Here is a 22,470-nt window from a genome sequence, read left to right as displayed (position 1 = left end):
AACTCTGTGGAACTGGTCGTTGATGCTCATGAACTCAAAGAGTGGGTTTATCTGCTCGATAAACTGGTTGGAACGACCGAACCAACTGCGAGATTCCTCAGTTTCTTTTACAGAGACGGACTCTGGGTGAGTGCGAGTGACAACTGTGCTAAAGTGGAGATATTTCTGGGGGAGATACCTCGATTCGAAGGCAGCAGGATCGTTTCATTGGATCTGGTGAAGTATTTTTTGAGTGACGTTAAGGTCAGTGACGTTCGAATCACCGTCCTTCAGGAACGACTCGTTCTGAAAGCGGGAAATGAAGTTCTGGACGTTCGGTGCAAAACGGGAGAAATTCCTCCAGGAGATGGCGAAGAGGAATTTCTTTGCACCCTTACGAAGCGTGAATTCGAAGGAGCATTGAATTTTGCCAGCTCCAATCTTGACGAAGGAGAATTCCTGATTCTTCTTTTTGAAGAAAAGGATGTTTTGATGTTTGGAGCGTCAGCGGGCATTATGACCCTTGCACAGATTTCTACTATTCCAAAGAAGCCTTTTTCTACGAAAATTCCGTACGTCACGGTGAGGCACATCTTCAAGGCTTTTCAAAGGCTGGATGTTCAGACTCTGGACTTCTATGAGAAATCTGGAAAACTCGTGGTGAAGTACCCTCACTTCGTGATGGAAGTCTGTGGTGACGAAGTGAGCGAAGAAGAGATCAAAAAACTGAAGTCTTTGTTGGAAGAAAAGACCGCAGAGCGAATAGAAGCAAGGAGACAGGTTCTCGCAAAGCTTGTGAGAAAAGCCGCAGTGCTTTCAAGAGGAGATTACGCTACGATCTCAAGAAGGGGAGAAAACCTGAAGGTTCAGGTGAAGCGAAAGAATCTCAGTTATACTGCAGAACTCTTCGTGGAATCTGGAAGAGATTTTGTTGTGGTGTTTCCTTCGAAGAAACTGAGAAGTGCCCTCGCACGGATGGACACCGAAAGGATATTTCTTGAGATCACAGAAAGGTTCCTGAAGATCTCCAATTTTTCAGGAACCAGAGTCATCTACCTTGAACTTGAGGAGTTCTTCTAATTCCTCCTCTGAGAAAACGTATCTTGTGTTACACCACTTACAGACGACTTCTCCCTTCCCTTCTTTTCGCATATCTTCCAATTCTTTTTTGTCCAGGACTAGAAGGGCGTTTTTGGCTTTTTCCCTGTTGCAATCGCATTTGTACTTTATTTCCGCTGTTTCGACGAACCCTACCTTCTCACCGAATATTCTTTCCAGAACGTCCAGAGGTTCTGCTTCCTGGAAAAGTTTTGATATACTGGGAAGGTTTTTGATGTTTTTCTCTATCATCTCCACCTTCTCCTGTTCAAGAGTGCGATCGATGATTTGGACGGCGAATCCTCCCGCGATCTTCACACCGTCTGAGTCCACAAGAACACCGATGGAAAAAGCGGATGGTATCTGTTCAGAAACCGCGAAATAATAAGCCAGGTCTTCGGCGATCTCACCGCTCACCAGAGGCACCTGAGAGACAAAGGGAGTTTTCAATCCCAGATCTCTTACCACTCTGAGAACACCCTGACCGATAGCACCGGCGACATCGAACTTTCCCTTTTCATTTAGGGGCAGTTCCACCTTGGGATTTGCCACATATCCCCTGACAGTGAATTCGCTGGTCGACTGTGCAACGACTCTCCTTATTGGCCCGTTTCCCTCTATGTCCAGCGTCCACCTTTCTTTTTCGGCGAGCCATGGTGTTACAAGAGCCGCACCGATGAGGGCTCTTCCGAGTACCACCGTGGCGAGGTATGAAAGGGCGTGCCTGTTTCGAGCCTCTTCCACCACTTCTCTCATTCGAACGATCGAAAATCTCACCTTGTGATCGAACATCGTGCCATAGTAAATCATGGTATCCTCTCCCATTCTCTGGCGATGATTCTCGCCAGTTCCAGGTCTTCTTTAAACGTCACTTTGAAACACAAAGGATCTCCCTCGACCAAGGCTATTTTCACTCCGAGCTTTTGAACAGGTTCCGTGTCGTCTGCCCATTCGCCACCATTTTCATGGGCCTTTTTCAAAATCTCGTAAGAAAAAGCCTGCGGTGTAAGAATTCTGTACACTCCTTTTCTTGGGATGTATTCTATTCTGTCGTTCTCAACTCTTACGAGCGCGTCGGAATTCTTCAACGCGAGGGTTGCCGCTCCCGTTTCGCGGGCTCTTCTGAGAACCTCCGACACGTGTTTCTTCCTCAGAAACGGCCGTGCTGAGTCGTGTACGAGAACGTAAGAGGGAGAGAACTTTTCAAGAAATTCGAGGGCGCTTCTCACACTCTGGCTTCGTGTATCTCCACCCTCGACAATTCCGAGTACTTTTTCGTGGAACACTCTTTTCTCTACAACTTCGAACCACTCTCTTCGTGTCACTATCACAACACCATCTATCGCTTCACTTTTCAAAAACGTGGAAAGCGGATACTCGAAAAGCATCCTTCCCTCTATCTCGAGGAACTGTTTTGGAACGTTTTCAGACATTCTTTCACCTTTTCCCGCTGCAAGGAGAATCGCTACGTTCATGCGTTTTTTGTCTCCTTCTTCTTGCTTTTTTGATACTGATGAAAGTAGTTGAGCTTCAGGGTGGAGAGAACTCCCTCCATTTCTCGGCGAACTTCCTCATCCACGAGGCCCTTTATCTTGTTGAATATCGCGTCGAGCATGTCTATTCCAAGCCGTGCTTCTTCAAGGTCCTGATAGAAATCTCCGTATTCGTCTTCTGTGAGGCCGAGTCGTGCCCAGCATCGAGCACTTATGGTGCTGAAGAAGAGGAGTATGAGATCCTTCATGGAGAGTTTTTCTTTCTTTTCCTCCACGGATCGTCACCTCCTCTCTATCTTCAGACCGTATTCGTCCGCGTCGACCAGAACCCTGTCTCCTTCTTTTATCTCTCCTTCCAGTATTTTATCCGCTATCATCGACTCGAGTTCGAGTTCTATGATTCTTCGAAGCGGTCTTGCACCGAGAGATGGCACGTAACCCGCTTCTGCCAGGTACTCCTTCGCTCTTTCTGTAAGCTCGATGGAGATGTTCTTCTCTTTCAGTATTTCCTGGAGCTGTCTCACCATGATTTCCACTATCTTCTTCACTTCTTCCATCGTGAGCGGTTTGAAGTAAACTATGGCGTCTATTCTGTTCAGGAACTCGGGTTTGAAGGTGTTTCGCAGTTCTTTTTCTATCTCAATTCTCACACCGTTTTCCGACATTTCGAGGATCTTCTCACTTCCTATGTTGCTCGTCATGATGATGATGGTGTTTCTGAAGTCCACGGTGTTTCCCTTTCCATCAGTCAATCGCCCGTCTTCGAACACTTGAAGCAGGATGTTGAATACGTCTGGATGCGCCTTTTCTATTTCGTCGAGGAGAATCACACTGTAAGGCCTTTTTCTCACAGCCTCGGTAAGCTGCCCTCCCTCTTCATAACCCACGTAACCCGGAGGTGCTCCTATGAGTCTGGCAACGGAGTGTTTCTCCATGTATTCACTCATGTCGAGCCTGATCATGGCGTCTTCGCTGCCGAAGAGCACGTCTGCGAGAGTTCTGGCGAGTTCTGTCTTTCCCACGCCCGTTGGTCCGAGGAACAGAAAGACACCGATGGGCCTTCTCGGATTCTTGATACCGACCCTTGCACGTCTTATGGTCCGTGCCACTATCTTCACGGCTTCCTCCTGATTCACCAAGCGCTGGTGGATGAATTCTTCGAGTTTCAGGAGTTTCTCTCTTTCGGATTCCATGATTCGAGACACGGGAATGCCGGTCCACTGTTCCACGATCTTTGCCACAACGTTCTCATCGACAACCGGTTCCACCTTTTCTTGTTTTTTCCTTTTTTCTTCGTATTCGTTTTTCAATTTCTGGAGTTCGACCTTCAGCTTTGCCGCTTCTTCGTACTCTCCCTTCACAACGGCGTCGTTTATTTTGTCTTCAAGGTTTTTGATCTCTTCTTCGAGTTTCAGGAGTTCTTCTGAAGGGTACGAGGATTCAAGACGCACGTACGCTGCCGCTTCGTCTATCAGATCAACGGCCTTGTCCGGGAGGAATCTGTTGGTTATGTATCGTGCGGAGAGTTTCGCCGCGGCTTCCAGAGCGTCATCCGTTATCTTCACGTGATGATGTTCTTCAAAGACCTTTCTTAATCCTTTCAGTATTTCAATTGTCTGCTCGACCGTCGGCTCTTCCACCATGACCGGCTGGAATCTTCTCTCAAGCGCCCTGTCTTTCTCTATGTATTTTCTGTACTCTTCAACGGTGGTTGCTCCTATTATCTGAATCTCTCCCGTTGTGAGTTCTGGTTTCATTATGTTCGCGGCGTCGAGAGCACCTTCGGCTGCTCCCGCTCCTACCACCGTGTGCACCTCGTCGATGAAGAGTATTACTTCTCCTTTTTTCCTCTTCAATTCATCAAGAAGACGTTTCAGTCTTTCTTCAAAATCTCCTCTGAAACGGGTCCCTGCCACCAATCTGCCCATGTCGAGTTTCAAGACTCTGACGTTTCTCAAAAACAGAGGGACTTTCCCTTCAACTATTCTCTGGGCGAGCCCCTCGACAACAGCAGTCTTTCCCACCCCCGGGTCTCCTATGAGGACCGGATTGTTCTTCGTTCTTCTGGACAGTATCTGTATCACCCTTCTGATTTCCTTTTCACGATCCACTACAGGCATGAGCTTTTTTTCGCGGGCTAGCTGTGTGAGATCCACTGTGAAGCGAGCGAGCGCTTCCACGTTCTCTGCTTCATCTGTTTTACCCGTTGATCTGATCTTCCTTATTGCTTCGTAGACTCTCTCAGGTGTTACACCGTATCTCGAGAGGATTCGGAAGGCCGTGGAATCAGGTGACAGGACCATCCCCAAAATAAGGTGCTCGGTTCCTATTTTTGAATCTCCCATTCTTCTCGCTTCTTCTCTCGCTTTTTCAATGACATGCCTCGCGTCCGGAGTTATGAAAATCTGAGAAACAGATGCTCCTTCAGGGACTCTAACCCCGTATTTCCCAATGAACACCTCCACCTCATCTTTGAGCCTGTTTATATCCACGTTCAGCTCCTTCAGAAGTTCTACACCAACGTTGTTTCCTTCTTCCAGAATCGCGAGCAGTATGTGCTCACTGGAAAGCTGGTTTTGTCTGTATCGGGTCATTATATCCTGAATGCTCATCATTACTTTCTGCGCCTTTTCCGTGTACTCTTCCAGATTGAACATGTGGTATCACCTCCCAGAAAAATCTTACCACGTGGTGTGTTAATATTTCTAATAAAGACACTGGAAGGAGATGATTATGAAGAGGAATCTGCTTTTAGCTCTGATCATAGGCCTCGGTGCCACGGCTCTCATAGTTTCCTTTTGGGGCAGCGGTGATGCGTGGAAGGAGTTGAAGAACGTAGAACCGATCTTTTTGATGGTTCTTTCACTGAACTTTTTAGGCATCGTTTTAGTGGACGCCAGCAGAACCAAGATACTTCTGAAAGATGTTCCTTTCGGAACCTGTGTGGCCAACTCCCTTTGGGGATTCTATGTGGGGGCAATAACACCTTTCGCTGCTGGAGGACAACCCTTCCAGATCTACCATCTCACGAAGGCTGGAATTCCCTTTGAAAAATCGGCCTCTGCGGTAGCGGTGAGGTTTTTCTCTTCTTTTTCATTTTCCATCATCTCCGGTTTTGCCTTCTTCATGGTCTATCTTGATACCTTCGAAGAACTCGGTATCCTCGGAGACCTTTTCTTTGCAGGAATAGTTCTGGCTTTTCTCTTCTATGTTTTCATAATCCTCCTGTCCTTCAGTAAGGGTTTTCTGCGAAGATTTTTCATGTCGAGACCTGTTTTGAAGATCTTCATGTTTTTCTCCAGAAAATCTGAATATGATATGAAAAGGCTCGTGGAGGAAAGAATACTTGGATACGTTTCGGCCACCAGGGAGTTCTGGAGAGCTTCCAAACTGAAGTTTTTAGCGGTGGTGATTCTGTCGGGGTTGATGGTTGTGCTGATACACTCAAGTACTTATTTTGCGATGAAAGCCGTCAATCTTAATGTGAATGTTTCTCTGTTCCAAGTAGTCAGTATCCAGCTTGCTCTCAGCCTGATTGTGTATTTTGCTCCTACACCCGGTGCCAGCGGCGCAACGGAACTGGCTTACTACGTTGTTTACTCGAACATAATCGAAAAGACTGACGCGATGGTATCCATGCTCGTCTGGAGATTCTTCAATTATTATCTGTTCATAATTTTGGGGATTCTTCTTGGACTGGGGAGGTTAACAAAAAAACCGGAGGAAAGATCCTCCGGCTGATTTTGTGGTGCCGAGGGCGGGACTTGAACCCGCACGGGCCGAAGCCCACATGGCCCTCAACCATGCGTGTCTGCCAGTTCCACCACCTCGGCAACTCCGACATATATAATAGCACAGGTTTTCACCCTTTTCAAGTACCCTCATCGGAAATTTTTCTGTTAAATGTTGAACGGCATCGAACTGGATGGTTGACATAGTCAGATGCTTGTAGTATCATAATTAAACGGAATGGGTGCGTAGCTCAGTGGGAGAGCGCTTCCTTGACGAGGAAGAGGTCGCAGGTTCAATCCCTGCCGCACCCACCACAGAGGAGCCTTCAGGCTCCTCTTTTCTTTTTCAAAACGAAGAATATATGATCGGCCTTCCAGATGATGTTTCTGTCCCTTGAAAGTTCCTGTTCCAGCCGAAAGATGGTTTCTTCCCTTTCACTGATTCGTTCGTCTGGGTATTCCATCACACCGATTCCACGGATATCTACCGTTTCGAATCCTTCCAGAGAGTCCAGATCCTCTGGTTTGAAGGCGTAAGAATTGAAAGAAAAGAGTGTGGTTCCCACGCTCGTGGTTTGTGTTTTCAAAAAGCGTGTTATTTGATCCCACGCGTCTTTCTCGATCATCTGCTGAAGGAAAGTGTAAAAGTTGTCTACGGTTGCTATCAACAATCCATCGGGTACAAGCACTCTTCTTATCTCTGAAAACGCTTTATCCTTGTTTTCAACGTAGCTTAGAACGTCACCGAGAGCGAGAACTGCTTCGAAAGCACCTGAAGGAAAGGGGAGATCTTCCGCTTTGGCTTCAACGACGTTTTTAACCCCCTTTTCCCTCGCCACCTCCAGCATCTCTTTCGATGGATCGACGAGAACTACTTCGAAACCTCTTTCCTGCAAGAACAGACTCCACTTTCCGGTTCCTCCACCGAGATCGAGAACTCTGCAGGGGTTTTTCAAATACTCCTCTAAGAAAGATCCGATCAGTCTGTGATAGAGCTTCCACTTCGGTGTTTCGTACATACTGTCGTACGCTCTTGCTATTCTGTCGTAGAATTCCCATGACCTCAGTTTCATCGTTTCACCTTCAGAAAAACAAGCTCGGTCTCACCGTAATCTTTTCTTTTGACGACTTCAAAGTTTGAAAAATCCAGTTCGATTCTCTTACTCTTCTCCAGAACGGCCAAACTGTCTTCTTTCATGACTTTCGGAAGCAAGGAAAGTGTTTTGTTTATGATCTCTACATCGTTGTACGGAGGATCGAGAAAGACAACGTCGAACTTTTCACCGGTGTTTTGAAGAAAGTCCACTACGTTACTGTGAATGATCGTGGCTGTCTCGTTGAGTGATTCGAGATTCTTTCTGCATATGCTGAGGGCACGCTTTGATCTGTCGACACAGACCACTCTTTCCGCTCCTCTGCTCAGAGCCTCACAGCTCACCACGCAGCTTCCGCAGAAGAGTTCGAGAAAGCTTTTTCCCTCGATGTCTATCATGTTGAACAGGGCGCTTCTCACAGAAGACATGGTGGGTCTGAAGAAATTTCCTGTTTTTAACTTCCTTCCCCTGTACTTTCCCCCTGTTATTCTCGTTTCTCCCATACGAGTTTCATCACTTCCTCTACCTTCTTTTCGAGATCTTCGAGAGTGGAATTGTTCGCTACTACTATTCCCTGTGGAACGATGTCTTCCTGAAACTTCAAACGTCTGTCGGCTTCTCTGTTTCTCTTCAGAATCGTCTCTCTGCTTGCGACTACTGTGATGACGTGATCGCACAGCTGATCCAGTCCCATCCTTTTCAAAAGAGCGGCCTCTATTACTATGAGGCCGCTCGTTTTGTTTATTATTTCCTGTACCCTCTTCTTCATCAAGGGATGGACGAGCAATTCGAGCTTCTTCAGGTTTTCGCGTGATTCGAAGACGATGCCAGCGAGTTTTTTTCGGTTTACTTTCCCGTCTTCCAGAACAGATCCTCCGAAAAGCTCGACGAGCTTTTCCTTCACTTCTTCGAGCACTTCATGGCCTATTCTATCCACGTTCACAACGTGGGCTCCATATTTGTTCTTTAAAATCTCACAGACGGTGGACTTTCCCGTTCCTATCTTTCCTGTAACACCGATCACCATATTCTCTTTGCCTTTTTCTCCAGTTCGTTCTTGAACCTTTCATATTCATCTTCGGCAAGAAAGATGACGCTCGTTGTGTTCAGTTCCTCGATGACTTTTGCGATCCTCTCCTCAACGGTTGGATCGTCCGAAACGATGATGTACGTTCCCTCTTCACCGAGAGGTCCACCCTCTATGAAAAAAACTTTTTCTCCTTCACGCATCACTTCCTCGAAAATTTTCATTCTATAATCACCTTCTTCGACCTTTCCTTTATTTCGTAAGTGTAACCTTCTCTTCCCATAAGAGCGAACGTGATCTTTTTTCCGAGCTCCACACCGGGCTGATCGAACGGGTTGATCTCAAGAAGATAACCCATGAAAGCGGTGGCAGCCTCGTAGTAAGCGAAGAATTGGCCCACGTTGTACGGTGTGAGTCCGTCAAATGTCACTCTCATGTTCGGTCTGTTGTTTTCTCGCAGTGCTTCTTCTGTTCCTGTCTGCTCTGCGAGGAGGAGTTCGGAGAGCTTCTTCCTTGCAAGATAGCTGAGTTCAGCTCTTCCGGTTTCCGGGATCACTATTTCTCTGTCGAAGTTTTCAACTCTCAGGAAGGTTATTACCTTGTCGTTCGGCCCTTCGTTGTAAAGCTGTATCTGTGAGTGCTGATCGGTCGCTCCCAGCGCTTTCACAGGAGTTTGACCGGTGAAAACCTCTTCTCCCTTGAGATTGTATCTTTTTCCAAGACTTTCCGCCCAGAGCTGTCTGTACCAGTCCACAAGATAGATCATTCTGTTCGAATACGCCATCATCACAGAAATGGACTTTCCTTTATTCAAGTAGAGGTAGTGTGTGAGTGCTATCATTGCCGCTGGATTTTCAAGGATGTTCTCTTTCATGCTCTTCTCGAAGGCATCCTTTGCACCTTCGTGCAGTTCGTCTATGTCTATGCCTTCCGCCATGGCTGAGAGGAGGCCAACAGGTGTGAGAACGCTGAACCTTCCTCCCACTCCAGGAGGCACTTCGAGACTTCTGAAACCTTCTTCTTTCACGAGTTTTCTCAAAAAGCCCTTTTCCGGGTCTGTTGTGATGAGCATGTGTTCTCTTGGATCTAGTCCATAAGCTTCGAGGATCCCACGTGCTATCGAATAGGTCGCCATTACTTCAGCGGTGGAACCGGATTTCGATATCACGTTGAAAAGAGTTGTTTTGGGATCGATTCTGTCCAGAACAGAGCTCATGAGATCTGGATCTACGTTGTCCACCACAAACACTCTGGCGTATCCGTTTCTCTCCTCTCTGGTCATCTCGTTCCAGTTCAAAGGCCTGAGGGAGTAGTGAAGGGCCAGGTTTCCAAGTCCAGAACCTCCAATTCCCAGCACAACGACCGTATCGAAGTTTATTATCCAGTCCTCGAGAGATTTAACAGAATCGATCCAGCTTCTGTCCAGCTTTGCAAAATCGGGAGTGTTTTCTACAAAGTTTCGAACTGCACTTGTAACTTTCTCCTCTACACTTTTTACATCTTCATCTGTCAAACCACCGGAGATGTTCGGTTCAAACAAATTGGAAAAGTCGAATTTTAAACTCATACTTTCACCCCTCAGTAGACTATCAGAGTTTTAACATCGTAACCTTCCAGTCTCTTTCTTGGTTCCAAGTATGAAAGCTCAACGAGGAAAGCGAGAGAAACCACTTCCCCACCGAGTTTTTTAACCAGTCTTATGAGTGCCTCCGCTGTTCCCCCCGTTGCGAGTACATCATCCACTATGAGCACTTTCTGGCCTTTCTCTATGGCATCCTCGTGTATATGGAGCTGTTCAGTGCCGTACTCCAGCTGATACTCTTCGTACACAGTTTTATACGGGAGTTTTCCCGGTTTTCTCACCGGAACGAAACCCTTTCCCAGTTTGTACGCCATAGCGGCTCCAAGGATGAAACCCCTCGCTTCGGGAGCCACCACGAGATCGAACTCCCTGTCAAAAACGAGTTCACACATTCTGTCGATCGCTTCTTTGAAGGCTTCCTGATTTCTCAAAAGAGGGGTTATGTCGCGAAACACGATGCCTTTCTGCGGGAAATCCGGTATATCTCTTATGAAGCGTTTGAGATCCAACTTAAACACCTCCCACAAACGAGTAATTTCCCTTGTCCAGAGGATATAGAGCGAAAAAGACACTTCCGCTTCCCGTCATCATTTTCACTATGGAACCATCGCCAAAGTTTCTCAGTCCATCCATTACCTCCGGGTGTTTCTCTAAGAACACCTTCTCAAACACGTTGTAAGAGAGTTCCTTTATCTTTTCGTAATTTCTTTCAAGGTAAGCCCTGTGCAGTTCCTCTACCCTGCCGGGTCCTTTCCTGTACATCTCTGGTGTGAGAGACAGATACATTTCTTTCGTTGAAGAGTGAATGCCCGGGAAGAACAAATCAACAGAGTATCCTTCGATATCCTCGAGTTTCTCCACGATTTCTCCTCTTCCTCTCACAAGAGCGGTTCCTCCGTAAAGAAAAAAGGGTACATCGCTTCCCACCTGAGCTGCTATATTCAGAAGGTCTTCAAGAGGTATTTTGAAAACTTCACCAAGATATCTGAGAACCGCTGCAGCGTTAGAGCTTCCCCCACCGAGGCCAGAGCCTACTGGGATCTCCTTTTTCAACGTGACTTTGAGACCGAATTCTTTTCCTGTGTTTTTCCTGAACATCTCCCAGGCTCTTTTGATCGTGTTGTCCGAGGGCAGAGCTACGCTGCTTTCCAGATAGAAACCTCTATCACAGATTTCCACAGTTAGTGTGTCGTGAAGAGAAATCGTCTGAAACAATCCCACTATTTCGTGATATCCGTCGGATCTTTTTCCAAGCACATCCAGGTAGAGATTCAGTTTTGCGTAAGAAACAAGTTCAGCAGAACCGCTGCCGATATTTTCGACCAACCTTCCATCACTCCTGAGAACTTCTCCAATTCTTCGAGCTTTATGAGTTCCCATTCGAACAGATCTTTTTCTTTTACAGAGAAAAATTTTCCTCTTCCGAGAAATAAAGCACCGAGGTGTACTCTGCTCACTTCGGTTGTTGACGAATTTATGAGTCCGAGAAATTCCAGTTCTCTTAGCGAGACATCCACTTCCTCGTTCACTTCGCGTTCGAGTCCTTTCAAAAACGCTTCCCGTGGTGTTGCTCCGTCCCCTTCTCTCACATGACCGCCTATTCCGAGAGAGTAAAGATTGTGGAGCCTCTTCTCGGACTGTTTCGTTGTTCTTTTGGTGATGAGGACTCTGTCGCCATCCATTATAACTACGTAAGGTATCACCTGTTTCGTCGTTTCATCGTATTCCGCTTCGTCTCTTTCCCGGAAAAATCCGTACTGGTCCAGAAAGTTCAGAAAGTCCTCGAAGTTTACTCTCATGAATCCTTCGAATTCACCGAACTCCTTTAAAAAGTCTTCTGTTTTCACGACCAGTATTCTTTCACTCTTCATTCAATCTCTCCTCATCTCGTGGCCGGGTCTCTTGAAGAAATCTGTCTTTTCCTCGTCGGCTTTGAGCTGTTTCCACCTATGCGCTGCCATCTCACAGAATCGCTGAAGAATAGCAGGAAGATCGCTCTTCTTGAGAAGATCCTCCCCTATCCTTTCCTTCAGGCGCTCGCTCAGAGTGTAGCTCTCTTTCTCTGGTTCGAAAGCGATATCTTCGGTGTATTCTTCAGGCTTGAAATCCTCCAGGACCTTTTCAAGGAACTTAAGAGCGAACTCGATAAAAACATCTCCCACTTCGTCACTTCTTTTGACATCGTGAAGGCTTTTCCTGTAGTCTTCTATCAATTCTTTTTCCTGTTTGACAAAAGAGAGTATCTTTTCGCCTTTCTTCATGTGTGAACACCTCCGTTCAGATTTTTTGTTTTTTTAAAGCGATGTATCCAACGGTCAATATTGCAGCTGTTTCGAATCTGAGGATCTTTTTTCCAAGACTCACAATGGTTGTAGAAGATCTCAGTAATTCTCTTTCTTTCTCAGAGAACCCTCCCTCAGGACCGACCACCACCGTTATCGAGCCTTCTAAGTTCGCGTCGAGCAGGTTTTGAGAGGCATCCAGATCTAGTGTTATCACGTTTCCACTGAACTCCAGTTTTTCCAGAAAACTCACCTTTGGAAAAAGATATCTCTTACACTGCTTGGCTGCCTCTCTAACAACGATTTTTGCCTTATCCAGGCTGATCTCGTGCTGGGATCTTTCAAATTTGTGGAAAAAGATCTCGTCCACCCCGAGTTCAACACACTTTTCTATGAGAAAACGTGTTCTTTCCCACCTGCCGATCGGAACAACAACGCTCAATTTCTCAGTGGGTTCTTTTTCTTTCTCTTCCACCTTTACGATCTTGGCTGCAGCCGTTTTTTTCTTCAAGCTTTTGAGAATACACGTGTATGAAAAGCCGTTCCCATCCGTTGCTTCGATCACATCTCCTTCTTTCAGACGCACGACCCTCATGTGGTGTGCTTCTCTTTCGTCGAATATCACCTCACCGTTTTGAGCCGTTCCGTAGAAGAGGTGAGGCACTACGGTATCACCTCGAACCCTGTGTAGGGAACGAGCACCTCCGGCACTCTCACACTGCCGTCTGGTTGCTGGTAGTTTTCCAGTATCGCAACGAGTGCCCTTCCAACGGCGATACCCGATCCGTTCAACGTGTGAACGTATTCGAGCTTTCCATCCGATCTCCTTCTGTATCTCATGTTTCCTCTTCTCGCCTGAAAGTCCGTCACGTTACTGCAGGAAGATATCTCTTTGTATGCGTTGTAGGAAGGAAGCCACACTTCTATATCGTAGGTTTTCGCGGAGGTGAATCCGAGATCTCCCGTACAGAGCGAAACGACTCTGTAAGGGAGCTCCAATTTTCTAAGAATGGTTTCGGCGTCTTTCACAAGCTCTTCAAGATCTTCGAAGGATCTTTCCGGTGTGGTCACCCAGACGAGCTCGACCTTGTCGAATTGATGCTGCCTGATCATCCCCCTCACGTCTTTCCCGTAACTTCCCGCTTCTCTGCGGTAACAGGGAGTGTAAGAGACGTATTTCTTTGGTAGTTCTTTCTCTTCGAGGATCTCTCCACTGTGAAGCGCTGCGAGGGGAACCTCAGCCGTCGGAATGAGGAACAGGTCATCCCTCTCAGCAAGATAAAGCTCTTCTTCGAATTTGGGGAGCTGTCCGGTTATGGTGATGGTTTCTCTTTTCACCAGGTGTGGAACCCACACTTCCGTGTAACCGTGTTCCTTTGTATGAACGTCAAGCATGAAGTTTATCAGAGCCCTCTCGAGTCTTGCGAGTTTTCCATACATAACGGTGAATCTGGAACCGCTGAGCTTGGACGCCCTGCTGAAATCCATGAGCCCCCACGCAGGTCCGAGGTCCCAGTGAGCGAGCGGGGTGAAGTCGAATTCTCTCGGCTCTCCCCACCTTCTCACTTCAACGTTCTGAGATTCGTCTTCTCCAACGGGGACACTCTCATGCGGGATGTTCGGAATCATCAAAAGAAGATCGTTTAACTTCTTCTGAAGTTCTTTTTCTTTTTCTTCTAACGCTTTTATCTCTTCTCCTAATCTTTTCCCTTCCTCGATGAGTGCCTCTGCCTCTGCGTTTTTCCCTTCTTTTTTCAACCTTGCCACATTTTTGGAAATTTCGTTTCTTCTGGATCTCAGCTCGTTGGTTTTCGTGATGGTAGCGCGCCAGTCGGCGTCGATCTTCAAAATCTCATCGATTATAGCGGGATCCTCTCCTCGCTTTCTGAGGGCTTCCTTCACGAAATCGGGATTTTGTCTGATGAGCTTTATATCTATCATCTTATCCCTCCCCTTATCACAATTCTATCAGAAGATGTACCTCACGAACCTTCTGAGCACAAAACCGATCAGGATAGTCCCGGCGATCATGAAGGTGGAAATGGCGTTGACTGTAGGTGAGATACCGAACCTTATCATGGAGTAGATTTGAATCGGAAGGGTGGTCGACCCTGGCCCAGCCACGAAGAAGGTGATCACAAAATCGTCTATGGAAAGTGTGAAGGCAAGAAGGAAGGCAGCAACTATACCGGGAACGAGATTTGGGATGATCACCCTGTAAAACACCTGGAAGTCCGTACTTCCAAGGTCGTAAGCTGCCTCTATGATGCTCTTGTCGAAATCCTGAAGTCTGGAGTGAACGATCATCATAGTGTACGGAATCGAAAACGTTATGTGCGCGAGTGTTATGGTGAAGAGTCCCAGCTGAACCTTGAACATCGAGAAAAGTAAAAGCAGGGATATACCGATGATCACGTCGGGTACCACGAATGGAAGATACGTGAGAAACCAGATAGAGTTTTCTAACCTGCTCTTTTTCCAGAAGAGTTCTATTGCTGTTAAGGTTCCAATCGCCGTTGATACCGTGCTGGAAACGATGGCCACGATGAGCGAATTTCTGAACGCATGCCAGACCGAATATTCCCGGGTGAACAGCTCCAGGTACCATTTGAGTGTGAAGCCGCTCCAGACAGGAGATTTCGCCGAATTGAAGGACATCAACACCACTATGAAAAGCGGCAAATAGAAGAACACCATTGTCAGGATCACGATGGTTTTTATGAATCTTCCTGGTTTCAACGTTTCTCTCCCCTTTTCATCACAAAGATGATACTCAGGAGAGCGATCAGGGTTAGAATGTTGGACATCGCGGACGCGACGGGCCAGTTTCTGACGGTCAGAAGTTGCCTTACGATCTCGTTTCCTATCATCTTGGAGTTCACGCCACCGACAAGATCCGGTATGGCGTAGGATCCAAGGGCGGGAATGAACACGAAAACGAAGGCTGTGAGAAGACCCGCTCTGACGTTGGGAAGAAGGACTCTGATGAACGTGTACATCCTGCTGGCTCCAAGATCCAGGGATGCTTCAAGGATGCTGTCTTCCACCTTTTCCATGGCAGCGTAAAGAGGAAGTATAGCGAAAGGAAGGTAGGTATAGACTATCACCAGTATGACGGCGAAAGAGTTGTAGAGAAACTGAACGGGGTCAATGCCAAACAAACCGAGAAACTGGTTTACGAGTCCGTTGTTGCCAAGAACTATCTTCCAGGCGTAAATTCTGATGAGAGAGTTGGTCCAGAAGGGTACAACCGTCAAAAGCAAAAGAAAGTTTTTCAGCTTACTTCTAGCTATGTAGAAGGCAACGGGAACCGCCACGACGAGGGTAATGAGCGTCGCAACGCCAGCGATCCAGACGGATCTCCAGATGAGCGCCAGGTACCTGGGAAGATAGCTATACGCTTCGAGGGAAAAGCTCCACTTGACCCCACCATATATCTGTGGCTCCAGAAAGCTATAAACAAAAACTATTGAGATGGGAAGAATGAAAAGAAAGAGCAACCACAGAAAGTACACGTACTTCATTCTTCAAGCACCTCTACAATGAAGCTGTCATCTGGATTCCATGTGATGAACACTTCATCTTCCCATTTTATGATCGGCTCATCGAGTATGTACCTTGCATGTTGCTTGTAAACTTTCATTATGTAGCCTTCGTCGAGTCGAACGAAGTACTTCGTCTGGTGCCCCATGTATATTTCCTCATCCACAACTCCGTGAAATACATTGAAGGTTTCCTCGGAACGAAACTGTTTCCTTGAGATTCTGATCTTTTCGGGTCTAAGGGTGATGAGCAATCTATCACCCTTCTTTGCTTCCTTGTCTCTGTAACACCTGAACTGGCCGATTCCCGGACTTTCTACGACGTAATATTCATCTTCCACTTCAACAACCTCGGCTTTCATGAGGTTCGTTTCTCCGATGAAAGTCGCTGCAAAGACGTTGACCGGGCTCTCATACACCTCGTAGGGAGTTCCAACCTGAACGATTTCTCCTTCGTTCATGAGGGCGACTCTGTCTGAAACACTGATTGCTTCAGCCTGATCGTGTGTTACGTAAATGAAGGTGATACCGACTCTGTCATGAAGGTTGTCGAGCTCGACAAGGAGTTCCTGTCTCAGTTTTGCGTCGAGAGCGCTCAGCGGTTCATCGAGAAGGAGGACCCTCGGCTCGTTGGCGAGGGCCCTCGCTATCGCCACTCTCTGCTTCTGACCACCAGACAGTTGGGAAGGCATTTTCTGAGCGTGTTCTTCCATTCTTATGAGCGAAAGCAGTTCGTTCACTCTCTGATTTATTTCGTTCTCGGATAGTTTTTTGAGTTTCAAGGGGAACGCGATGTTTTCAAAAACTGTGAGATGAGGGAACAGAGCGTAGTTCTGAAATATGATGTTCACGGGCCTTTTGTTCGGAGGCAAATTCAGTATCGACTTTCCATCCAGGAGAACATCTCCACTTTCCACACCCTCGAAGCCCGCTATCACACGAAGAAGCGTTGTTTTTCCACAACCCGATGGGCCGAGTATGGAGAAAAACTCTCCTTTCTTTATATCCAGGGAAACGTTCTTCAAAACCTGGAAATCATCGAAAAATTTGCTGACGTTCTTTATTGAAACTTCTCCTCCGATCAATTTCTCTCACTCCGTCACATGATGATCTCGAGCCATATTTTGTTGTAAAGTTCGAGGGCTTCTCCCACGTCTTCAATGAATTCACAGTTTTTGAGATCTTCTATGGTGTAAATGGGTTCTGTCTGCATGTACTTTCTGGCTTCTACGTTCGGTGAGGGAAGACCGAGATAATCCGCTATCTTCGCTGCGTTTTCTGGCTCGAGAATGAAGTTGATGAACTTGTAGGCGAGATCCACGTTCTTTGCCCCTTTGGGGATCACCATGTTGTCGATCCACAACGTACCGCCTTCTTTTGGTATGAAGAAGTCGAAGTATTTTTCCTCTCCTTCGGGTATCCTCTGATAGACGTCTTCCGCGTATCCGTGCACCACCCAGTACTCACCAGAAACGATACCATCGGCGTACGAGGAGGCGTCGAATTTGGCTATGTTCTTCTTCCATCTGAGAACAACCTGTTTCGCTTCTTCCAGTTCTTTCGGGTTCTTCGTGTTAACGGAGTATCCGAGATACTTCAAAGCAGCGCCGAGGACTTCTCTCATGTCGTCGAGGAGAGTCATTCTTCCCCTGAGGTCTTCTCTATCGAAGATGGACCAGGATTTCTCGTACTCTTTCACGTATTTTTTGTTCACGATGACGACAGTAGACCCCATCATGTAAGGAACGCTGTACTCATGGTTGGGATCGTAAGTGGTCTTCGCGAGGATGTCTTTATCGAGATATTTGAAGTTCGGTATCTTAGAAAGATCGAGTTTCTGGAGCATTCCTTCTTTTTTCATTATCGAGACATAGTCACCGGAAGGGAATATCAGATCGTAGCCTTTTCCACCACCGGCTTTGAACTTGGCGTACATTTCTTCGTTTGAAGCGTAGGTGTCATACACCACACGGCAATCGTACTTCTCTTCGAATGCTCTGATCACGTCTTCAGGAATGTAATCGGCCCAGTTGTAGATGTAGAGGGTGGCCTTCGCGAAGATCGGGATTGCCAGGACTACCAGCAGGACAAGAAACACCTTTTTCATCATCAATACCTCCCTTCTTCCAATATAAAAAGCCAGGCCGTGTAGCCTGGCTCTCTGGAGGCGGCGGTGGGATTCGAACCCACGAATAGGGATTTTGCAGACCCCCGCCTTTGACCGCTTGGCTACGCCGCCATCCACATAGAATATAATACCACATATGCAAGGGTGTTCAAGATTCCTTAAGGTGACACGTATCGTTCAACAAAACAAGCCTCGGTTTGCTCTCTATTTCCACCACACTGAGGGACGCGTTGTCCAGCTTGAAATTTCTGTGAAGGTAAAGAGGAAGCCCGAGGATCCAGCAGATGAAAGCTCTCAAAGACAGAGAGTGTGATACGATGACCACGTTCTCTGAACCGTTCAACTTCTCCTGTGAGACGATCTTCATGATCGCCTTCACTACGCGATTCTGTACATTTCTCATGGATTCTAAACCTTCCATTCCAAAATTTGGATCCGATGACCACTTCTTGAACTCCACAGGATACTCCCTGATAGCCTCTTCCACTGTGAGACCGTTCCAGAGTGATATTTCACATTCTCTCAGATCTTCTTCGACGATGATTTCTTTTTCAAAGCGCCTGGCGATCTCTTCTGCTGTCTCGAGGCTTCTTTTGAGGGGACTCGAGTAAATGGCATCGACTCTTTTCAGGCTGTTTGCCAGCTTTCTTGCCTGTTCTCTTCCTCTTTCGTTGAGAGGAACATCTGTGACTCCCTGCCACAGACCCTTTTCGTTCCAGATGGTTTCGCCGTGTCTTATGAGATAGAGTTTCATACTTCTATGCACCTCTTTGTGTTAGACTTTGATTGGAGGTGATCGGGTTGAGAAAACTTTCAATCGTCTTTCTGATAGTCGTTTCCGCCCTTGTTTTCTCCTGGAGCGGTCACGAAGGTTTGACCTACTACATCGTGAAAGATATTGTACCAGATGAGATGGTCACCATCACACCGTACAACTACCAGGAAAACAGAGTTTACAATCTCTCAAAACTCGTTCTTGAAGACGTGTGTGGTCAAGACACGATATCCGCCTGGGAAGGAGCGATTTTACCTCCAAATCCCTCTCCTGAAGACGGAAAGGTTCCTGCCTGGCAGATCCTGACCGTGTACTCTTCGGAGCCGGATTGGGGAATGGACCAGGGTCTTGATCTGTCACCGTATCAGTTCCTCATAGGAAACAGTCAGGGTGTGCGTCACATGAAGTATCGAATCCTTGGCCTCGAGTTCTTCGAAGCGGACAAGAGTTTTTACTACTTCCACGATATGGCAAAAGAAGCCTTCAGAAAAGGAGACAGATATTGGGGATACAGGTTCCTCGCCAGGGCTCTTCACTACATCGAAGATCTATCGCAGCCCTATCACAACACTCCTGGTGAGGTGGGAGAAATCTTTCAGGCACTCTTCGACAGATCCATCATGAAGATGTTGATGAACGCCCATTACGTGTACGATGATTATTTAGCGTATCTCATCTACTCCGGAGATGAAGAAACGATAAAGACGATCGAAGAAGCTACACCTGTATTTTTGAAGTCCGAGTGGCACCTCGTTCAGGAAGTGAGAAAACTCGCTTTATCGTACTTTCCAAAGGTCCACAGAGAGATAAAGAAGGTCTTTGGAGAAAAACTGAAAGAAAGAACGAGTGATCTGGAAAGCTTCACCGTTATCTCTGTTGAAGAATTCAGAGAGGCGGATCAGAGAGGAGACCTCGTTCTTTTGAAACGTTACACCCTTGAACTCATAGGGAAAGTATCTTCGTATCTGAAGGGATACCTCATAGATTTTCTCAAGGCCGTGAAATCTTTTTGAGCGCCTCTTTCAGGGTTTTCCAGGCAAGAATGAAACACTTCACCCTCGCGGGGTAGTTCTTTATGTCTGACATGAGTGTTACGTTCTTCAACTTTCCCTCATCGAAGTTTTCACCCCGGCTCATTTTTTCTGCCTCTTCGATGAGGGAGAATATTTCTTCTACCCTTTCTCCGATGATCCTCTCCAGCATCAGAGAAGCCGAAGCCTGACTGATGACACATCCCATTCCCTCGAACTTAGCATCTTTCACAACACCGTCTTCCACCTTCAAGTAGAGTGTGATTTCGTCGCCACAAGAGATGTTCTTTCCCTCTTCGATAACGGTGGCATCGTCCAGTTTTCCTCTGAATTTTTTGGAATTCGCGTAGTCCAGGATGGCTTCCGAGTACATCATCTTGAAAACCACTCCTTTACTTTTTTCACACCTTCAACGAGAATTTTAACATCTTCTTCCGTGTTGTAGATGTAAAAACTGGCTCTGCAGGTGGAGTTTGGAAAATCGATTTGCGACTGTTCTTTCAAAATACTCATCAGAGGCTGTGCGCAGTGGTGCCCACTCCTTACGGCTATTCCAAACTCCTGATCGAGAATGTGGGCCACATCGTGCGGGTGTATTCCCTTTACATTGAACGAGACTATCCCATGCTGTCTTTCGTCGAGTGGGCCGTAGATTTCCACTCCGCCGATTTTCATCATCTCTTTCAAGGCCATCTGAGTGAGCTGTTCTATCTTTTCATGAACTGAATCGAAACCTGTTTCCTTCAGATACCTCAGGGCTTCCCTGGATGCGACTATATCCGCTATGTTCGGAGTTCCCGCTTCGAACTTGTAAGGTAATTCGTTGAATGTGACATCTTCGAGGGACACTCTGTCGATCATCTCTCCGCCGTAGAGAAACGGTTCCATCTGTTCCAGCACTTCTCTCTTTCCGTAAAGCACACCTACACCGGTGGGACCGAGCATCTTATGGAGTGAAAAGGCAAGAAAATCTACTCCTATCTCCTTCGGTTTCACTGGTTCATGAGGTATCAGTTGAGCACCATCCAGGAGAATGATGGAATTAGGAAAGACGTTTCTCAGCTCTTCAACGGGTATTCTCTGGCCGGTCACGTTGGAAAGGCCTGTTATGGCAACGACTTTCGGGTTTTTGTCTCTGTGTTTCAACAGGTCATCCATCTCGAGTGTTCCGAATCTTCCCGAGGGTCTGATGAAGTCGATCCTGTACCCATGGAATTTCGAAAGTCTGAGCCAGGGGACAAAGTTCGCGTGGTGTTCCAGAAGGGAAACCAGAACCAGATCGTCCTCTTTCAATATGCCACTCCTCAGAAGGGACACCACAGCGAGATTTATGGCCATGGTGGTGCCCGAGGTGAAGATTATCTCCTCTGGAGAAGCACCTAAAAACTCTGCGAACTCCTCCCTGGTTTCCTCGAATTCGGTGGTGGCACGCACAGCGAGAGTGTGAACCGCTCTGTGAACGTTCGCGTAGCTGTTGTAGTAGAATTCTTCCAGCTTTTTCACGACCTGTTTTGGCTTCAGTGTAGTGGCTGCGCTGTCCAGATAAACGATCCTTTTTCCGTTAATCTTCATCTTCAGGGTGGGAAAGTCCTCATACAATCCTGTTGACAACATTTTCTACCTCTCCCTTCACCGACTCGTCCAGTTCGTCGAGCAGCTCGTTGAACACCCCTCGCACGATCAATTTCTTGGATTCTATCTCATCAACGCCTCTGGTCATCAGATAGAAGAGTTCGTCTTCATCGAGAGAGGAAGAACTCGCAGAGTGTGAAGCGGTGACATCGTTCTCGTCCACCCAGAGACTCGGAATGGCATCCATTCGGGCGTCTGGAGAGAGAACGAGTGTGTGTTCTGTTTCTTCTGCGACGATGTTCTTAGAACCTCTTTTCACATCCAGGATTCCACGGAAAACGATCTTTCCAGCGCCATCCACCACACCGTTTCCCTTCAGCTTTCCTTCGGCGTCTTCTCCCTCAAATCTCATGAGGTAGAGCAAATCGGTTATTCCTGATCCATTCTGGTAGAAGAACGATTTCATATCGGCTTTGCTCGATTTGTTCAATTTCACAAGGATATGCCCGGTTTTTCTGTAGCCGAACGCTTTGAAATCCCTCAACACGAGTCTTGCACCTTCTTCGAGAACGATGAACACGTTGTCGAAAGAAAAATTCCCAAAAAAGTCCAGATTGAAGAACTTCAGCGATGCGTTCTTTTTCACCAGGATCCTCATCACCGTATTTCTGAATCGATCCGTGCTGGAGAGTTTGTAGATCTCCGCCTCTTTTTCGACGACCACGAGTACGTTTTCGATCCCGTCTCCGTCGAATCTCATCATGTGTTTTCCATCGCCGTATACTCTGAAATCCGTAAAGAACGTATCTCCAAGAAGAACGAATTTCCTGTGAGCACCTTCAAAGTCCAGCTTTTCAAGGAGCGAAATATCAACATCGAGGTCTATCCGCTTGAAAGACAATTCTGGAAGAGACATGCCATCGAGATTACACCTTTTCCATCTCGGGAATCCCCATTCTTTGTACTCCTGGTACTTCTTCTTTCTCCACTCTTTCAGAGGGCCACCGGTGTTCTCCAGGGCCTTTTCAAGCACTTCGTAGTCGTAATCGTTTTCGGAAAAAATCTGAGGAGTTTCCCAAACGACCGCTTTTTCACCGTCATGTTCTATCACCAGAGTCTTTTCCATAATGAACACC

The 22,470-nt window shown here is 46.9% G+C and carries 26 protein-coding genes and 3 tRNA genes; 4 read left to right on the top strand and 25 right to left on the bottom strand.

From position 1 onward, the window contains the following. The first annotated feature begins 6 nt into the window (after positions 1-6). Positions 7-1,059 (top strand): hypothetical protein, encoded by a 1,053-nt coding sequence (locus tag TM_RS07085; protein ID WP_004081606.1) that lies wholly within the window; start codon positions 7-9, stop codon positions 1,057-1,059. Here TM_RS07085 and hslO read toward each other — a convergent pair. Genes hslO through TM_RS07065 form a run of 4 tightly spaced genes read right to left on the bottom strand, consistent with a single transcriptional unit; the run spans position 1,015 to position 5,227 of the window. Next, the gene (hslO, locus tag TM_RS07080) at positions 1,015-1,887 is read right to left on the bottom strand and encodes an Hsp33 family molecular chaperone HslO (protein ID WP_004081604.1); all 873 of its coding nucleotides are present in this window, start codon (positions 1,885-1,887) and stop codon (positions 1,015-1,017) included. The two genes, TM_RS07085 and hslO, sit on opposite strands and share 45 nt — an antisense overlap. Further along, positions 1,884-2,552 (bottom strand): 2-C-methyl-D-erythritol 4-phosphate cytidylyltransferase, encoded by a 669-nt coding sequence (gene ispD / locus TM_RS07075; protein ID WP_004081602.1) that lies wholly within the window; start codon positions 2,550-2,552, stop codon positions 1,884-1,886. The genes hslO and ispD overlap by 4 nt, the downstream gene beginning before the upstream one ends. Further along, positions 2,549-2,845 carry a DUF1844 domain-containing protein gene (locus tag TM_RS07070; protein WP_004081600.1) on the bottom strand — a complete coding sequence of 99 codons (297 nt, stop codon included), beginning with the start codon at positions 2,843-2,845 and terminating at the stop codon, positions 2,549-2,551. The genes ispD and TM_RS07070 overlap by 4 nt, the downstream gene beginning before the upstream one ends. 6 nt (positions 2,846-2,851) lie before the next feature. Beyond that, positions 2,852-5,227: an ATP-dependent Clp protease ATP-binding subunit gene (locus TM_RS07065; protein WP_004081598.1), complete on the bottom strand. Its 2,376-nt coding sequence runs from the start codon at positions 5,225-5,227 to the stop codon at positions 2,852-2,854. Between the two features lie 76 nt (positions 5,228-5,303). Between TM_RS07065 and TM_RS07060 the strand changes: the two genes are divergently transcribed. Next, positions 5,304-6,311 carry a lysylphosphatidylglycerol synthase transmembrane domain-containing protein gene (locus TM_RS07060; protein WP_004081596.1) on the top strand — a complete coding sequence of 336 codons (1,008 nt, stop codon included), beginning with the start codon at positions 5,304-5,306 and terminating at the stop codon, positions 6,309-6,311. Between the two features lie 5 nt (positions 6,312-6,316). Here the strand turns inward: TM_RS07060 and TM_RS07055 are convergent. Continuing rightward, positions 6,317-6,403: transfer RNA gene (locus TM_RS07055), tRNA-Leu, on the bottom strand. 138 nt (positions 6,404-6,541) lie between these two features. On the opposite strand from TM_RS07055, the gene TM_RS07050 reads away from it, so the two are divergent. Further along, positions 6,542-6,616: transfer RNA gene (locus TM_RS07050), tRNA-Val, on the top strand. An 11-nt stretch (positions 6,617-6,627) separates the two neighbouring features. Here TM_RS07050 and TM_RS07045 read toward each other — a convergent pair. From TM_RS07045 to TM_RS06965, 17 genes are all read right to left on the bottom strand, one after another. Further along, positions 6,628-7,374, bottom strand: a complete 747-nt coding sequence (locus TM_RS07045) for a class I SAM-dependent methyltransferase (RefSeq protein WP_004081594.1) — start codon at positions 7,372-7,374, stop codon at positions 6,628-6,630. Beyond that, positions 7,371-7,898, bottom strand: coding sequence for a 16S rRNA (guanine(966)-N(2))-methyltransferase RsmD (gene rsmD, locus TM_RS07040; protein ID WP_004081591.1), 528 nt, complete (start codon positions 7,896-7,898; stop codon positions 7,371-7,373). Before rsmD ends, TM_RS07045 begins: the two co-directional genes overlap by 4 nt. After that, on the bottom strand, positions 7,880-8,422 hold the full coding sequence (gene coaE, locus TM_RS07035) for a dephospho-CoA kinase (protein ID WP_004081589.1): 543 nt from the start codon (positions 8,420-8,422) through the stop codon (positions 7,880-7,882). Before coaE ends, rsmD begins: the two co-directional genes overlap by 19 nt. Then, positions 8,416-8,646 (bottom strand): hypothetical protein, encoded by a 231-nt coding sequence (locus tag TM_RS07030; RefSeq protein WP_004081587.1) that lies wholly within the window; start codon positions 8,644-8,646, stop codon positions 8,416-8,418. Before TM_RS07030 ends, coaE begins: the two co-directional genes overlap by 7 nt. Beyond that, a complete protein-coding gene (locus tag TM_RS07025; protein ID WP_004081585.1) occupies positions 8,643-9,989 on the bottom strand; it encodes a glucose-6-phosphate isomerase in 1,347 nt (448 codons plus the stop codon). The genes TM_RS07030 and TM_RS07025 overlap by 4 nt, the downstream gene beginning before the upstream one ends. Positions 9,990-10,000: 11 nt before the next feature. Further along, entirely contained in the window at positions 10,001-10,513 is a 513-nt protein-coding gene (gene apt, locus TM_RS07020) for an adenine phosphoribosyltransferase (protein ID WP_004081583.1), read from the bottom strand. A gap of 1 nt (position 10,514) precedes the next feature. Beyond that, positions 10,515-11,330 carry a 4-(cytidine 5'-diphospho)-2-C-methyl-D-erythritol kinase gene (gene ispE, locus TM_RS07015; RefSeq protein ID WP_004081581.1) on the bottom strand — a complete coding sequence of 272 codons (816 nt, stop codon included), beginning with the start codon at positions 11,328-11,330 and terminating at the stop codon, positions 10,515-10,517. Next, positions 11,276-11,875, bottom strand: coding sequence for an NUDIX domain-containing protein (locus TM_RS07010; RefSeq protein WP_004081580.1), 600 nt, complete (start codon positions 11,873-11,875; stop codon positions 11,276-11,278). Before TM_RS07010 ends, ispE begins: the two co-directional genes overlap by 55 nt. Continuing rightward, complete coding sequence (locus TM_RS07005; RefSeq protein WP_004081579.1) at positions 11,876-12,265, bottom strand: hypothetical protein; 390 nt, start codon at positions 12,263-12,265, stop codon at positions 11,876-11,878. It abuts the gene before it with no gap. A 16-nt stretch (positions 12,266-12,281) separates the two neighbouring features. Continuing rightward, positions 12,282-12,950 (bottom strand): 16S rRNA (uracil(1498)-N(3))-methyltransferase, encoded by a 669-nt coding sequence (locus TM_RS07000; RefSeq protein WP_004081578.1) that lies wholly within the window; start codon positions 12,948-12,950, stop codon positions 12,282-12,284. Next, positions 12,950-14,227: a serine--tRNA ligase gene (gene serS / locus TM_RS06995; RefSeq protein WP_004081577.1), complete on the bottom strand. Its 1,278-nt coding sequence runs from the start codon at positions 14,225-14,227 to the stop codon at positions 12,950-12,952. Before serS ends, TM_RS07000 begins: the two co-directional genes overlap by 1 nt. Before the next feature lie 27 nt (positions 14,228-14,254). Beyond that, positions 14,255-15,025 carry an ABC transporter permease gene (locus tag TM_RS06990; RefSeq protein WP_004081576.1) on the bottom strand — a complete coding sequence of 257 codons (771 nt, stop codon included), beginning with the start codon at positions 15,023-15,025 and terminating at the stop codon, positions 14,255-14,257. Continuing rightward, entirely contained in the window at positions 15,022-15,810 is a 789-nt protein-coding gene (locus TM_RS06985; protein WP_004081575.1) for an ABC transporter permease, read from the bottom strand. The genes TM_RS06990 and TM_RS06985 overlap by 4 nt, the downstream gene beginning before the upstream one ends. Beyond that, positions 15,807-16,913 (bottom strand): ABC transporter ATP-binding protein, encoded by a 1,107-nt coding sequence (locus TM_RS06980; protein WP_004081574.1) that lies wholly within the window; start codon positions 16,911-16,913, stop codon positions 15,807-15,809. The genes TM_RS06985 and TM_RS06980 overlap by 4 nt, the downstream gene beginning before the upstream one ends. 14 nt (positions 16,914-16,927) lie before the next feature. Beyond that, positions 16,928-17,938 carry an extracellular solute-binding protein gene (locus TM_RS06975; RefSeq protein ID WP_004081573.1) on the bottom strand — a complete coding sequence of 337 codons (1,011 nt, stop codon included), beginning with the start codon at positions 17,936-17,938 and terminating at the stop codon, positions 16,928-16,930. A 52-nt stretch (positions 17,939-17,990) separates the two neighbouring features. Continuing rightward, positions 17,991-18,067: transfer RNA gene (locus TM_RS06970), tRNA-Cys, on the bottom strand. Between the two features lie 37 nt (positions 18,068-18,104). Beyond that, entirely contained in the window at positions 18,105-18,710 is a 606-nt protein-coding gene (locus TM_RS06965) for a histidine phosphatase family protein (RefSeq protein WP_004081572.1), read from the bottom strand. A 47-nt stretch (positions 18,711-18,757) separates the two neighbouring features. Here TM_RS06965 and TM_RS06960 point away from each other — a divergent pair, with 47 nt between their 5' ends. Next, positions 18,758-19,744: a hypothetical protein gene (locus TM_RS06960; protein ID WP_004081570.1), complete on the top strand. Its 987-nt coding sequence runs from the start codon at positions 18,758-18,760 to the stop codon at positions 19,742-19,744. Here the strand turns inward: TM_RS06960 and sufU are convergent. From sufU to TM_RS06945, 3 genes are read right to left on the bottom strand one after another with little or no spacing between them, the layout of a single operon-like run. Then, positions 19,722-20,138, bottom strand: coding sequence for a Fe-S cluster assembly sulfur transfer protein SufU (gene sufU, locus TM_RS06955; protein WP_004081568.1), 417 nt, complete (start codon positions 20,136-20,138; stop codon positions 19,722-19,724). The genes TM_RS06960 and sufU overlap by 23 nt on opposite strands. After that, the gene (locus TM_RS06950; protein ID WP_004081567.1) at positions 20,135-21,376 is read right to left on the bottom strand and encodes a cysteine desulfurase; all 1,242 of its coding nucleotides are present in this window, start codon (positions 21,374-21,376) and stop codon (positions 20,135-20,137) included. The genes sufU and TM_RS06950 overlap by 4 nt, the downstream gene beginning before the upstream one ends. After that, entirely contained in the window at positions 21,354-22,460 is a 1,107-nt protein-coding gene (locus TM_RS06945) for a SufD family Fe-S cluster assembly protein (protein WP_004081566.1), read from the bottom strand. The genes TM_RS06950 and TM_RS06945 overlap by 23 nt, the downstream gene beginning before the upstream one ends. Positions 22,461-22,470 lie beyond the last annotated feature (10 nt).

This window comes from Thermotoga maritima MSB8 (genome assembly GCF_000008545.1).
GTDB classification, from domain to species: domain Bacteria; phylum Thermotogota; class Thermotogae; order Thermotogales; family Thermotogaceae; genus Thermotoga; species Thermotoga maritima.
The sequence above is the reverse complement of the archived record's forward strand: the minus strand, read 5'-3'. Positions and strand labels throughout refer to the sequence as shown.

What these genes read in the sequence shown, in the direction of transcription:
- hslO (WP_004081604.1), bottom strand. Translation starts at nt 1,887, where the DNA reads ATGATTTACTATGGCACGATGTTCGATCACAAGGTGAGATTTTCGATC.
- ispD (WP_004081602.1), bottom strand. Translation starts at nt 2,552, where the DNA reads ATGAACGTAGCGATTCTCCTTGCAGCGGGAAAAGGTGAAAGAATGTCT.
- TM_RS07065 (WP_004081598.1), bottom strand. Translation starts at nt 5,227, where the DNA reads ATGTTCAATCTGGAAGAGTACACGGAAAAGGCGCAGAAAGTAATGATG.
- TM_RS07060 (WP_004081596.1), top strand. Translation starts at nt 5,304, where the DNA reads ATGAAGAGGAATCTGCTTTTAGCTCTGATCATAGGCCTCGGTGCCACG.
- TM_RS07045 (WP_004081594.1), bottom strand. Translation starts at nt 7,374, where the DNA reads ATGAAACTGAGGTCATGGGAATTCTACGACAGAATAGCAAGAGCGTAC.
- rsmD (WP_004081591.1), bottom strand. Translation starts at nt 7,898, where the DNA reads ATGGGAGAAACGAGAATAACAGGGGGAAAGTACAGGGGAAGGAAGTTA.
- coaE (WP_004081589.1), bottom strand. Translation starts at nt 8,422, where the DNA reads ATGGTGATCGGTGTTACAGGAAAGATAGGAACGGGAAAGTCCACCGTC.
- TM_RS07030 (WP_004081587.1), bottom strand. Translation starts at nt 8,646, where the DNA reads ATGAAAATTTTCGAGGAAGTGATGCGTGAAGGAGAAAAAGTTTTTTTC.
- TM_RS07025 (WP_004081585.1), bottom strand. Translation starts at nt 9,989, where the DNA reads ATGAGTTTAAAATTCGACTTTTCCAATTTGTTTGAACCGAACATCTCC.
- TM_RS07010 (WP_004081580.1), bottom strand. Translation starts at nt 11,875, where the DNA reads ATGAAGAGTGAAAGAATACTGGTCGTGAAAACAGAAGACTTTTTAAAG.
- TM_RS07005 (WP_004081579.1), bottom strand. Translation starts at nt 12,265, where the DNA reads ATGAAGAAAGGCGAAAAGATACTCTCTTTTGTCAAACAGGAAAAAGAA.
- serS (WP_004081577.1), bottom strand. Translation starts at nt 14,227, where the DNA reads ATGATAGATATAAAGCTCATCAGACAAAATCCCGATTTCGTGAAGGAA.
- TM_RS06985 (WP_004081575.1), bottom strand. Translation starts at nt 15,810, where the DNA reads ATGAAGTACGTGTACTTTCTGTGGTTGCTCTTTCTTTTCATTCTTCCC.
- TM_RS06975 (WP_004081573.1), bottom strand. Translation starts at nt 17,938, where the DNA reads ATGATGAAAAAGGTGTTTCTTGTCCTGCTGGTAGTCCTGGCAATCCCG.
- TM_RS06965 (WP_004081572.1), bottom strand. Translation starts at nt 18,710, where the DNA reads ATGAAACTCTATCTCATAAGACACGGCGAAACCATCTGGAACGAAAAG.
- sufU (WP_004081568.1), bottom strand. Translation starts at nt 20,138, where the DNA reads ATGATGTACTCGGAAGCCATCCTGGACTACGCGAATTCCAAAAAATTC.
- TM_RS06950 (WP_004081567.1), bottom strand. Translation starts at nt 21,376, where the DNA reads ATGTTGTCAACAGGATTGTATGAGGACTTTCCCACCCTGAAGATGAAG.
- TM_RS06945 (WP_004081566.1), bottom strand. Translation starts at nt 22,460, where the DNA reads ATGGAAAAGACTCTGGTGATAGAACATGACGGTGAAAAAGCGGTCGTT.